Below are 11,594 nucleotides of genomic sequence, written 5' to 3'. Positions count from 1 at the left end.
CGCTCGTCGAGCTCCCCCGCGGAGAACGCCTCCCGCACCTTGTCCAACCCGGCGTGCAGATCGCGGGCGAGCCGCAACTGGGTGCGCGCCCGGGTGGGCGAGACCCGCAGGGCGAACCCGAGCTGCCCGACGATGCTCGCCTCGACCCGCTCGGGATCGGCGAGCGCCTCCTCCAGGCGGGCCTCGACCTCCCGCTGCGCCGCCGCCCGCACCTCCTCGGCGATCTCGGCGTCGATCCGGTTCCGCAATGCGACCAGCCGCTCGATCCGCCCGAACCCTGCGGCCCGCTCGTCCCGCGACGGCACGACACGTGTCGCCGTCGAAGGGTCTGCGAGAGTCGCGGTCATGCAGTCATCATAGCAGCTCAATCGACACAAAGCGAACATATGTTCGAAGAACAGGAGCAGTCGTCACGTCCTGCCGTGAGTGCATGAGTTGTGCGTGCTGGAGCCGCGCGGCGGAGCATGCACTGAGGGAGCGGCTACTGCGCCCACGTCTCGACGCGGGCCCGAGCAGCGCATCGCCCCGGCCGAGCTGAGCCCACGATCTCGACCGCACGGGCCCGGCCGCGCTAGGTTGGCGCGGTACCGCACCGGTGGCGGGTTCCTGGGACGCGTCGAGTGCGGGAGTGCGTATGGCCACCGATGGTGTGCGGTTGTGTCGTCGGAGCGACCGCGATCAGCTCACCCATCTCGTCAACGCCCACGCCCAGGCCGTCGTGCCGGGCCTGGCCATCTCGGTGAACGCCGTGCTGAGTCAGCTGGAGAACGAGCCGGGCGAGTTCCTCGTGGAACCGTGGGTCGAGGACCGGGTGATGCTCGCCGTCGAGCGCCGCGGCCGGATCACCGCCGCTGCGTACCTCGTGCGCTACGGGTCGGGCGAGCACGTGGGCCAGGCCTTGCGCGGCGTCGGCGAGATCCGATGGTTGCTCTTCCGGCCGGACTCCGCCGCGACCGGGCGGGTGGTGGCGGAAGCGGCTCTGGCGACCATGCGGCGGTGGGGCGTTCGCCGCGTGCGAGTCGACGGCACGCTGCCGGGTCCCGGTGTCTACGGCCTTCCGGAGCAGTGGCCGCACGTGCGGGGCCTGGTCGAGGACCTCGGGTTCGTGCGTGGTGAGAGACACGAGATCGTGCTGCTCGGCGCGGTCAAGGATCTGCGGCGCACTGCGGATCCCCGGCGGTACCGCGTGGACCGGACGCTCGGGGTCAGCGGCACCCGGCTCACGGCCCGACTCGGGGACGTGAGCGTCGGGTACATCGAGGTCGACACCGCCATCGCGGGAGTCGGGCGGGTCTCCGGGACATGGGCCGACATCGGCAACCTGGTGGTGGCGCCGGAGCACCGACGGACGGGCGTGGGGCGCCGGCTGATCGCCGAGGCCGCGGAGTGGCTGCATCTCGCGCGCGTCGACCGTCTCCTGGCCTACGCCGCTCCGGAGGACGTCGCGATGCTCGGGTTGCTGGAGGGCACCGGCTTCGTCCGGCTGACGGAGACGGCCCGCGAGTGGTCGATCGAGCTGTGAACCGGGGACGAGTGGGTTCGACGGCCCGTCAGCCGCCCCGGCCGGTGGCGACGCCGCTGATCAGGATGTCGGCGACGACTCGCGCGCTGCGTTCGGGATCGAGGTCCGGGTTGGCGTCGAGATGGTCCAGCATGCTGTCGACCGCGCCCTGGTAGGTGACGGCGAACAGCCGGGGGTCGACGTCGTCCCGGAAGTCACCGTCGGACTGGCCGCGCCGGACGATGGCCTCCTGCGCGGTGTAGAGGTCGTCGAGGTCCCGCTGGGTGAAGCGGAGCTCGCCGTCAGCCCGTCTGAGGTTCTGGACGATCTCGCGCATCGCACGGCGCTCGGGCCCGTGCGTCAGGCGCAGGGCTGCGGCGGCGCGGACCGCAGCCCTGATCACCGCCGGCGCGGGCGCCCGGAGATCGATGCTGCTCGCCACGGCCTCGGTGAGCAGCCCGAGGGTGCGACGCGCGGTCTCCTCGAACAGCTCGTCGAGGTCGGCGAAGTAGTGCCAGAGCAGACCCTTGGACGTCCCGGCCAGCCGGACGATCTCGTCGGCCGTCGTCGCGTGGAAGCCGCGGACCGCGAGTGTCTGGACCGTGGCCGCCATCAGCTGTTCGCGCCGCTCCGCCGAGGTCAGTCGAACTCGGCGGGTCACCACCTCGCACTCACCGCCGCCTGCCCAGGATGAGCAGCGCGACCGCCACCATGAGGGCCGCCATCGCGAGCATCTCCACCCGCATCCACGGCGGGAAGAACCCCGGCACGGCCGCCTCGACGATGTTCACCACCACCAGGACGGCCGCGATGACTCCCGTGGCCGTGCGGGCTCGGGCGTTCCCCCGCTTCGCGGCACGCCATCGCATGTGCAGCAGGGCCGCGAACACCGCGACGACAACGGCGTGCCCCCAGGCCTCGTTCGTCGCCTGAGCCGGCGCGAGGACCGTCAACGCCACCAGCACACCGACGGTCGCCACGGCGGCCACGACGTAGACCGCGATGAGCCACGTGACCAGCCCGATCTCTCGGCGTGACACGCCGGCGCTACTATTGACCATGCAGTCAATAGTAGCGACCGCCCGCTCACCGCTCAACCGCGGCACATGAGCCCGGCGCTCCGGGCCGGCCGCGCAGGCCGGTCCCGCGGCTGCACTGGACTTCCAGGCCGAGAGCCCAGGACGAGGAGGTCGAGCGGCTCCTGGGCCCGGGTGCGCCACAAGATCGCGAAGGTCGGACCCGGGCGGACGCGTAGAGGGCACGCCGGCGATGTCGATCAAGAAACGACGAAGGCCCAGCTCCGGTGTGGACACCGTCTGAGCTGGGCCTTCGCTATGAGAGCGGATGACGGGAATCGAACCCGCGTATTCAGCTTGGGAAGCTGATGTTCTACCATTGAACTACATCCGCAGTGCGTGGGATGGACTCTAGCATCCCCGCTGCGGGCCTCCCCCGACCTCCCCGACCGGGGCATGTCCTAGGGTCACACGCGTGCTGCTCTCGGACCGCGACCTGCGCAAGGAGATCGACTCCGGGCGTCTCGGGCTGGAGCCGTGGGACGAGGCGATGCTCCAGCCGTCGAGCATCGACGTGCGGTTGGACCGCTTCTTCCGGGTCTTCCAGAACTCCAAGTACACCCACATCGACCCGGCGCTGCAGCAGGACGAGCTGACCAGCCCGGTCGAGGTCGGCGAGGGCGACAACTTCGTGTTGCACCCCGGCGAGTTCGTGCTCGGCAGCACCTTCGAGCAGGTCTCCCTGCCGGACGACCTGGCCGGGCGGCTGGAGGGCAAGTCCAGCCTCGGCAGGCTCGGCCTGCTCACCCACTCCACCGCCGGGTTCATCGACCCCGGCTTCACCGGCCACATCACCTTGGAGCTGTCCAACGTGGCCAACCTGCCGATCACCCTGTGGCCGGGGATGAAGATCGGGCAGCTGTGTCTCTTCCGGCTCTCCAGCCCGGCCGAGCGGCCCTACGGCAGCGACGGCGTCGGGTCGAAGTACCAGGGCCAGCGCGGCCCCACGCCCAGCAAGGCGTACCTGAACTTCCAGCGGAAGTAGCAGGCGGCGCGAGGGCTGCTCCCCAGAAACCCTCGCGCCGCGAAGTCCGATCAGGTGGAGCGGTCCGCGCCGCTCGCTGATACGTCGATCAGGTCCGGGCTTCCCAGCGGAAGTTCCGCCGGGCGTACGTCGCGAACACCGCGGGCCACAGCACCAGCGCCGCGACCTGCACCAGCGAGAACGCGCTGCCGCCGAACGCCACGTTCGACAGGCTGCCCAGCGCCGCCCCCGGCACGAGGTTGACCATGATCGCCATGCCGTCGAGCGGCAGGAACGACAGGACCACGGCCGCGCCGACCATCACGAAGAACAGCGGCAGCGTGGTGATCTGGGCGCGCTCGGCGGTGGGCGTGACGATCGACGTCGCGAGTGCGGCCGTGACCACCAGCGCCACCCCGCCGACGACGGCGAGGACGATCGCGAGCGGAGACGTCGGCACCGGCAGCCCGAACGCCATGTCCACGCCGACGAACAGCACCATCTGGACCAGCGCGAGCACCGCGGCCGGCGCGATGGTCGCGACCAGCAGGCCCCCGTCGGAGATCCCGCTGGTCCGCAGCCGCTTCAGGACGAGGCTCTGGCGGCGGGCGACCAGCGTCTGCGTCGCCGTGACGTAGATGCCCAGCCCGAGCACCATCACGAGCTGCATGGCGATCACGTTCGCGCCGGAACCCTCGCCGAAGCCGGTCAACGCGAAGAAGACGCCCATGCCGAGCGGGATCGCCAGCGTCGAGATCAGCACGGTCTTGTTGCGGAAGATCGTCCGCAGCTCGCTGCGGGTGAGCGCGAGGACGCGGTCCATGTCAGCTCTCCGTCCGGATCGACAGGTAGATGTCGGCGAGCGACGCGGGCGCGGCCCGCAGGTCGCTCAGCGTGACCCCGAGGTCCGCGGCCCAGCCGAGGAACGCCGTCAGGTCGCGCTGCAGGTCGTCGGTGTGGACCAACACGTCCGGGCCGTCGATCCCGGGCGGGGGCGTGACGCCGGCGGGCAGGGTCGCCGAGAAGGAGGCGGGTCTGCTGGCGAGGATCTCCGACAGGGAGCCCGCGACCACGACCCGGCCCTCGTGCATGATCGCCACACGGTCGGCCAGCGCCTCGGCCTCCTCCAGGTAGTGCGTGGTCAGGATGACGGTGCGCCCGCCGTCCTGGAGCTCCTGGATCGCGTCCCACGTCCGGCGGCGAGCGGCCGGGTCCAGCCCGGTCGTCGGCTCGTCGAGCACGACGAGCTCGGGGGAGCCCCAGACCGCGGTCGCCAGGTCGAGGCGCCGCTTCTCGCCGCCGGACAGGGCGGAGACGCGGACGTCGGTGCGGTGTGCGAGGTCGAAGCGCTCCAGCAGCCGGGCCACCCGGTCCGTGCGCGGCGAGAGCTGTCCCCACAGCTCCAGGGTCTCCCCGACCGTCAGCTCCTCGACGAACCCGCCCTCCTGGAGCTGGATCCCCATCCGCTCCCGCAGGGCGTGCCGCTCGCGGCCGGGGTCGAGCCCCAGCACCGAGACGTCCCCGCTGCTGCGGGCGCGGAAGCCCTCCAGCACCTCGAGGGTCGTCGTCTTGCCCGCCCCGTTCGTGCCGAGCAGCGCGAACACCTCGCCGCGCCGCACCTCCAGGTCCACCCCTCGCACGGCCTCGAAGTCGCCGTACCGGACCCGGAGGTCACGCACGCCGATCGCGAGGTCGGTCCGCACTGCCGTCTCCGTCATGCTCACCACGGTGCCGTTCCGGGTGGGCCGCCCGGTAGGACGCCGAGTCACGGGTCCGGCTGACGCCGACACGGTGCCGGGATGACAGCTGTCATGCGGCTACGTTGGTCCGTGTGGTCCTGACGCCGGAGGAGAAGCGCCTGCGCGCGGCGCGCCGGTTCGGCCGGATCGGGCTGATCTGGACGACCCTGTCGTTCCTCTTCGTGCCGGCCTTCGCGCTGCTGCCCGGTTGGGACCCGCCGGGCGCGGTCGCCGTGTTGGCCGTGCTGTTCGTGGCTGCGCTGGTGCTGCACGTGTGGCGGATCCGCCAGCACATCCGGGTGCTCGGCACGGTCGCGCCCGCCTGGTACGCGGTCGTGACGTCCCTGGTCGGGCTCGCGCTGGTCTGGGTCGGTGCCGCGTCGAGCCCGACGGGCTGGATGTGGGCGATCATCGGCGGGATCCTGCTGGGGGACATCGTCGCCGGGCTCCGGGCACGGTTCGCGCTGCTCTGGGTGGCGGTGGCGGTGGTGGTGTCCGCGGCGCTCGCGTTCCAGGCCGCGAGCTACGTCGACTCGCCGCTGGTCATCGCCCAGCAGGTCACGGCCGCGATCCTGACCGCGGTGTACGTGGGTTCCTTCTGGATCCTCGACGTCGAGCGGCTCTGGTGGCTCAAGGCCGTCACCGACCTCGACGACTCGCGCCGCACCGCCGCCCAGCTGGCGACGACCCGCGAGCGCCTGCGCCTGGCGGACGACCTGCACGACATCCTCGGCCACGCGCTCGAGGTCGTCGCGTTCAAGAGCGAGCTGGCGGCGCGGCTGCAGGAGGTCGACCCGGTGCGCGCCCGGGCGGAGATGGAAGAGGTCCAACGGGTGGCACGCGAGTCGTTGACCGAGGTCAGGGCCCTGGTCCGGAGCGGGCGGGACACCGATCTCGCCGCGGAGCTGGCGGGTGCGCGCGCCGTGCTCGGGTCGGCGGGGATCGTCCTGCAGGTCACCGGTGACCCGTCACTCGTGCCGGAGGAGGGTCGCAACGTGCTCGGCCGGGTGCTGCGCGAGGGGATGACGAACGTGCTGCGCCACGCCCAACCCAGCCACTGCAGCATCGAGATCACCCCGAACAGCCTCGTGCTGTGCAACGACGGGGTCGGCGGGGACGGCTGGGACAGCGACGGGACCGGCACCGGGCTCGTCGGGCTGACCCGGTACCTCGAGGAGCACTCGGGACGGCTGCAGGCGGGCCGCGACGGCGGGACGTTCCGACTCGAGGCGGTGCTCGGATGATCCGGCTGGTCCTGGCGGACGACGAGTCGCTCACCCGTGGGGCGGTCGGTGCGCTGCTCGGTCTGGAGTCCGACCTGACCGTCGTCGCGGAGGCGGGCGACGGGGACGAGGCCGTGGCGGCGATCGCCGAGCATCGGCCGGACGTCGCGGTCCTGGACGTCGAGATGCCGGGTCGAGACGGCGCCGAGGTCGCCCAGTGGGTCAAGGCCAACGCACCCGAGGTGCGGTGCATCATCCTCACCCGGCACGCCCGGCCCGGAGTGCTGCGCCGGGCGCTGGCGGCGGGGGCGGCCGGGTTCGTCACGAAGAGCGCACCGGCGACACAGCTCGCCGACGTGATCCGACGGGTGCACGGCGGCGGCCGGTACGTCGACAACGACCTCGCGATGACGGCCCTGACCACCGAGGACTGCCCGCTGACCGACCGCGAGCTGGAGGTGCTCCGCGCGGTCGACGCGGCCGGTCCCGCCGGTACCGCGGCCGACATCGCGGCGAAGGTGCACCTCTCCGCGGGCACCGTCCGCAACTACCTCTCCGCCGCCATGCAGAAGCTCGGCACCGCGACGCGCGCGGAGGCGGTGGAGCAGGCGAGAGACCACGGCTGGATCTGACCGGGCCAACCCACTCCTCCGACCCCACCACCGCCCCGCGAGTCCCCCGCGCCGGCCCCGCGAGTCCCTGGTTTTCGGACGCGCGAGTCGGACGTCGCGTCCCCGGCGCTCGCTAGGCTGGTCGGCGATGGACTCGCCCGAGCGCCCGCGCACCCCCGCCGAGCCCGGCGGAGAGGTCGAGACGTGGCGCAGTGGGCGCCACACCCCGGCCCACCCGGCCGACGCCCCGATGCGGGACGACCCGCCGTCGTCGGGAGAGGGGGTCAAGGACCCGATCGCCGTCCTGCGACGCTTCCGCCCGCGCAGCCTCAAGGGTGCGACCGGGCTCGGGATCGCCGCCGCCGCGGTGCTGCTGTTCGTCTTCCTGGCCTTCGACGACCGCGCCCGCTTCTGGGTGCCGCTCGCCGCGGGTTTCGTCGTGCTCGTGCTGTTGGCCCTGCTGCGGCTCGACCGCTTGCTCAAGGGCTGGACCTGGCACGTCGCGGGGCTGGCGTTGCTGGCCGGGCTCGTGGTCGAGACCAGCGGGAACCCGTGGGCGTGGGCGTTCGCCGCGAGCATCGGGATCCTGGTGGCCGGGCTGCTGCGGCTCCCGCGGTGGCGGCTGGTGGCGGTCGGGGCGGTGCTCGTCGCGGTGTCCGCGATCGGCTACCAGCTGCGGGCGTCCGAGGTGCGGGAGCAGGAGGCGCAGGTCGCGCAGCAGGCCGGCACCGAGATGCGATCGGCGTTGGGGGTGTCCCGGCCCGCCCTCGTCCTCGTCGGGCTGGAGAAGGGCATCCGGACCCCGGACGCCCAGGCCGTGTGCCGCCTCCTCGACCCGCAGCCGACCACGCAGCTCCTGCAGGCGACCGGCGCCCCGACCTGCGAGGCCGCCGTCGCCGGGCTGCACGACAAGGTCCCCGCCGCGACGCCCGAGCCGAGCGCGCCGCGAGCCTCGGGCGCGGAGGTGCAGCCGCCCGGGACGGTCGTGGCGCTCGACGGCTGCGGCTCGCTCTGGGGCCACACCGTCCCGGCCCTCGGGACGGTCGACGCGATCCGCACCGACGCACCCCGCGAGACCTGGCGGGTCACCGCCTTCCGTCCCTGCGCCTCGACGGCCTGAGTCCCCACGGGCCCGACACCGCAGCAGCCGATCCGCTGCAGCTCGACGTCGGCTCGCGCGCCCGGAGGGGACGCGTGTGGAGTGGGGGACTCGCGGGTGGCGGGCCGGGACACGGGTCGGCCCCGCGACCTGAGGCCGCGGGGCCGGTGCCGGTGCCGGTGTGGCGACTACTTCGAGTCGGGCTTCGCCTGGGACTCCGAGCCGACGTGGCCGTTGGTCTCCGGCTTGCCGGTGATCGGGTCCTGTGCCGGCTTCGCCTCGGTGCCCGGGGTGGGCGAGTCCGTGATGAGGGCGTCCTTGGCCGGGCCGTCCTCGGTCTCGGCCGGGGCGTCCTTCGCCGAGGCGGCGAGTGCCTCGTCGTTCTTCTCCGTGGTGACCTCGGAGCGCTCCGCCGCAGGCTCCGTGGTGGCCGACGCGGTGTCCGGCTCGGTGGTGGTGCTTTCGGTCAGGGGGGTCTCGGTCGTCTGCTCGACGTCACCCTCGGTCGTCTCCGACGGGGTCTGTGCGTCGCCGCGTTGGACGGAGGCGAGCAGCATCTGTGCCACGTCCTGGACCTGGACGTTCTCCCCGACCCCGGCGGCCTGCTTGGCGGTGAGGCCGTCGCCGATCATCGTGCGGCAGAACGGGCACCCGACGGCGATCGTGCCCGCGCCGTCCGACGAGGCGGAGGAGAGCGTGTCGACGGCCTCCTCGGTGCGGGTGACGTTGATCCGCTGCCCGATCCGCTCCTCCATCCACATGCGCGCGCCACCGGCGCCACAGCACATGGAGCGGTCGGCGTGGCGCGGCATCTCGGTGAGCGTGCCGACGGCCGAGACCAGCTCGCGCGGCTCCTCGTAGACCTCGTTGTGCCGGCCGAGGTAGCAGGGGTCGTGGTAGGTGACCCGGGTGGCTGAGTCCGGGTCGGCGACCGGGACGAGCTTGCCGGTGCGGACCAGCTTGTTCAGCAGCTGGGTGTGGTGGATGACCTCGTAGTGCCCGTCGAGCTGCGGGTACTCCCGCGACAGCGAGTTGAGGCAGTGCGGGCAGGTCGTGACGATCTTGCGGGTGCCGGGCTCGCGGCCCTCGAACACCGCGTTGAGCATCTCGGCGGTCTGCTGGGCCATCATCTGGAACAGGAACTCGTTGCCCGCGCGCCGGGCCGGGTCACCGGTGCAGGTCTCCTCGGTGCCCAGGACCACGTAGTCGACCCCGGCGCGGTGCAGCAGCTCCGCGGTGGCCTTGGTGGTCTTCTTGGCGTTGTCGTCGAACGCGCCCGCGCAGCCGACCCAGTAGACGTACTCGGTGTCGGGGGACAGCTCACCGTCGAACACCGGGACCTCGAAGGGCAGCTCCGCAGCCCAGGCGAGGCGGTCCTTCTGGTTCGACCCCCACGGGTTGCCCTTGTTCTCCAGGTTCTTGAACAGCCCCGACAGCTCCGACGGGAACTCGGTCTCGATCATGACCTGGTAGCGGCGCATGTCCACGATGTGGTCGACGTGCTCGATGTCGACGGGGCACTGCTCCACGCACGCCCCACACGTCGTGCAGGACCACAGGATGTCCGGGTCGATGACCCCGAGGACGTCCTCGCCGCCGATCAGGGGGCGCTCGGCCTCCTTGCGGGCGGACTCCGGGATCGCCGCCAGCCGCGCCTCGGCGTCCTCGCCGGTGATGCCGACCTCGTCGCCGGCCATGTCGGTGGAGCCACCGGCGAGCAGATAGGGCGCCTTGGCGTAGGCGTGGTCACGCAGAGCGTTGACCAGCAGCTTCGGCGACAGCGGCTTCTCGGTGTTCCACGCCGGGCACTGCGACTGGCAGCGGCCGCACTCGGTGCAGGTCGTGAAGTCCAGCAGACCCTTCCAGGAGAAGTCCTCCACCCGGCCGACCCCGAACACGTCGGTGTCCGGGTCGGCCTCCTCCAGGTCGAGGGCCTTCCCGCCGGAGGTCATCGGCTTGACGTTGCCCAGCGCCTTGCGGCCGTCGTCCTCACGCTTGAAGTAGATGTTGAAGAACGCGGTGAACCGGTGCCAGGCCACGCCCATGGTGGGCTTGGCGGCGATGACGATCAGCCACACCATCGCCGAGAGCACCTTGATCGCGGCGAACACGCTGATCAGGGCTGGGGAGGCGGGCAGGATCGCGCCGAGGGCCTTGGACACCGGCGCGGACCAGGTGGGCACGTCGAAGACGCCGAGCGCCTCCTTCGCCCCCCGCACGACCAGGATGCCCAGGCCCTCGAGGAACACCACGATCTCGACGAAGTAGGCCCGGCCCATGTTCGAGCCGTAGAACCGCGACGCGCGCCCGAGCCGCTTCGGGTTCTTGACCTGGCGGTAGACGATCAGCGGGATGATCCCGACGATCGTGCCGACGCCGAGGATCTCCACCCACAGCGAGTACGGGCCCCACTCGCCGATGATCGGCAGGTGGAACCTCGGGTTCCACACCTCGACGAACGCCTCGACCAGCGCCAGGATCAGCCCGCCGAAGCCGACCATCACCAGCCAGTGGAACACCCCGACGTGCGACCACTTCATCATGCGCGTGTGGAGGAGGACCTCCTTGAGCATCGTCGCGAACCGCGGACCGAACGGGCCCGTGCGCGACGGGTCCGGCTGCCCCAGCCGGATCGTGGCGATCATGCTCGCGGTGGTCCGCCACACCATGACCACGGCCACCACGGCCACCGCCACGGTGAGGATGCCGAGCACCCACTGCACCCACGTCATCGGCTGTCTGACCTCCCTGTCGATCCCCGGCAGGAAGGCTAGGTTACTCGCCGGTAACTGGCTGGTACGGCCTCTCTGCGGTCCGCGACTCCTCGCGTGGACCGGAGACTAAGGCAGCGAACGTCCGTTCTGCGCTGTGACCGAGGCGGCATGGGGGCTGTGGCGGCACATTCTCCCCGGTCGGGGCGATATGTGAGGGTGACCTACTGAGATCGGAATCACCGAAAAGTGTGCGCTATGCGAACACAGACGTTGTTCACGCGGAGTGAGGGATCCGGCGAACGGGTGGTAGCGGAGCGCCTTCACGCGGTGCTCGCACGGACTCGTTAGCCTGGTCCGCTGGGCGGCCCGCGCTCCCTGGACCATCTCGCGGGCACGATCAGGCGGGAGACGAGAGCGATGACCGAGTTCGCCCAGGCGGCCCTCACCACAGGGGGGTTGCAGGGCTGGATCCAGCAGAACATCGTGCCGCTGATCCTGCTCGGGATCGCCATCATCCTGCTCTGGATCGGAGGCCGGGGCGACAACGCCGGCGTCGCGCGGCGCAGCATCGGCCTGCTGATCGGGCTGGTGGCGCTGGGGATCGCGGTCAGCGGGCAAGGACCTGCCGTCGGCCAGTTCCTGGCCAACCTGATCGTGGGCTGACCGG

At 71.7% G+C, this 11,594-nt stretch carries 11 protein-coding genes, 1 tRNA gene and 1 pseudogene; 6 read left to right on the top strand and 7 right to left on the bottom strand.

Going from position 1 to position 11,594, the window contains the following annotated elements; all coding sequences use genetic code 11:
• Nucleotides 1-347 (bottom strand): annotated as a pseudogene (locus BLS43_RS29910) (hypothetical protein); the annotation flags it as partial.
• 287 nt (nucleotides 348-634) lie between these two features.
• On the opposite strand from BLS43_RS29910, the gene BLS43_RS09230 reads away from it, so the two are divergent.
• Nucleotides 635-1,522, top strand: a complete 888-nt coding sequence (locus tag BLS43_RS09230) for a GNAT family N-acetyltransferase (protein ID WP_093080284.1) — start codon at nucleotides 635-637, stop codon at nucleotides 1,520-1,522.
• Between the two features lie 28 nt (nucleotides 1,523-1,550).
• Here BLS43_RS09230 and BLS43_RS09225 read toward each other — a convergent pair whose 3' ends face one another.
• The 3 genes from BLS43_RS09225 to BLS43_RS09215 form a co-directional block, all read right to left on the bottom strand.
• Entirely contained in the window at nucleotides 1,551-2,114 is a 564-nt protein-coding gene (locus BLS43_RS09225) for a TetR/AcrR family transcriptional regulator (protein ID WP_093080280.1), read from the bottom strand.
• A gap of 58 nt (nucleotides 2,115-2,172) precedes the next feature.
• The gene (locus BLS43_RS09220) at nucleotides 2,173-2,562 is read right to left on the bottom strand and encodes a hypothetical protein (RefSeq protein WP_143029986.1); all 390 of its coding nucleotides are present in this window, start codon (nucleotides 2,560-2,562) and stop codon (nucleotides 2,173-2,175) included.
• A gap of 278 nt (nucleotides 2,563-2,840) precedes the next feature.
• A tRNA-Gly gene (locus BLS43_RS09215) sits at nucleotides 2,841-2,911 on the bottom strand.
• A gap of 81 nt (nucleotides 2,912-2,992) precedes the next feature.
• Here BLS43_RS09215 and dcd point away from each other — a divergent pair.
• Nucleotides 2,993-3,562: a dCTP deaminase gene (dcd, locus tag BLS43_RS09210; protein WP_093080271.1), complete on the top strand. Its 570-nt coding sequence runs from the start codon at nucleotides 2,993-2,995 to the stop codon at nucleotides 3,560-3,562.
• An 88-nt stretch (nucleotides 3,563-3,650) separates the two neighbouring features.
• Here dcd and BLS43_RS09205 read toward each other — a convergent pair whose 3' ends face one another.
• Together BLS43_RS09205 and BLS43_RS09200 are read right to left on the bottom strand one after the other, a co-directional pair.
• Nucleotides 3,651-4,364, bottom strand: a complete 714-nt coding sequence (locus BLS43_RS09205) for an ABC transporter permease (protein WP_093080266.1) — start codon at nucleotides 4,362-4,364, stop codon at nucleotides 3,651-3,653.
• Between the two features lies 1 nt (nucleotide 4,365).
• Complete coding sequence (locus BLS43_RS09200; RefSeq protein WP_093080261.1) at nucleotides 4,366-5,259, bottom strand: ABC transporter ATP-binding protein; 894 nt, start codon at nucleotides 5,257-5,259, stop codon at nucleotides 4,366-4,368.
• A 113-nt stretch (nucleotides 5,260-5,372) separates the two neighbouring features.
• On the opposite strand from BLS43_RS09200, the gene BLS43_RS09195 reads away from it, so the two are divergent.
• The 3 genes from BLS43_RS09195 (at nucleotide 5,373) to BLS43_RS09185 (ending at nucleotide 8,234) form a co-directional block, all read left to right on the top strand.
• Complete coding sequence (locus BLS43_RS09195; RefSeq protein ID WP_093080256.1) at nucleotides 5,373-6,524, top strand: sensor histidine kinase; 1,152 nt, start codon at nucleotides 5,373-5,375, stop codon at nucleotides 6,522-6,524.
• Complete coding sequence (locus BLS43_RS09190; RefSeq protein WP_093080251.1) at nucleotides 6,521-7,135, top strand: response regulator transcription factor; 615 nt, start codon at nucleotides 6,521-6,523, stop codon at nucleotides 7,133-7,135. The genes BLS43_RS09195 and BLS43_RS09190 overlap by 4 nt, the downstream gene beginning before the upstream one ends.
• Before the next feature lie 127 nt (nucleotides 7,136-7,262).
• Complete coding sequence (locus BLS43_RS09185; protein WP_093080247.1) at nucleotides 7,263-8,234, top strand: hypothetical protein; 972 nt, start codon at nucleotides 7,263-7,265, stop codon at nucleotides 8,232-8,234.
• Nucleotides 8,235-8,401: 167 nt separating this feature from the next.
• Here the strand turns inward: BLS43_RS09185 and BLS43_RS09180 are convergent, their stop codons facing one another.
• The gene (locus BLS43_RS09180) at nucleotides 8,402-10,945 is read right to left on the bottom strand and encodes a (Fe-S)-binding protein (protein ID WP_093080244.1); all 2,544 of its coding nucleotides are present in this window, start codon (nucleotides 10,943-10,945) and stop codon (nucleotides 8,402-8,404) included.
• A gap of 399 nt (nucleotides 10,946-11,344) precedes the next feature.
• Here BLS43_RS09180 and BLS43_RS09175 point away from each other — a divergent pair, with 399 nt between their 5' ends.
• A complete protein-coding gene (locus BLS43_RS09175) occupies nucleotides 11,345-11,590 on the top strand; it encodes a hypothetical protein (RefSeq protein WP_093080239.1) in 246 nt (81 codons plus the stop codon).
• The last annotated feature ends 4 nt before the right edge of the window (nucleotides 11,591-11,594 follow it).

The organism is Pseudonocardia oroxyli (assembly GCF_900102195.1).
In the GTDB taxonomy this organism is placed as follows: domain Bacteria; phylum Actinomycetota; class Actinomycetes; order Mycobacteriales; family Pseudonocardiaceae; genus Pseudonocardia; species Pseudonocardia oroxyli.
Note: the sequence above shows the minus strand (reverse complement) of the source record. Positions and strands in the feature narration are given on the sequence as shown.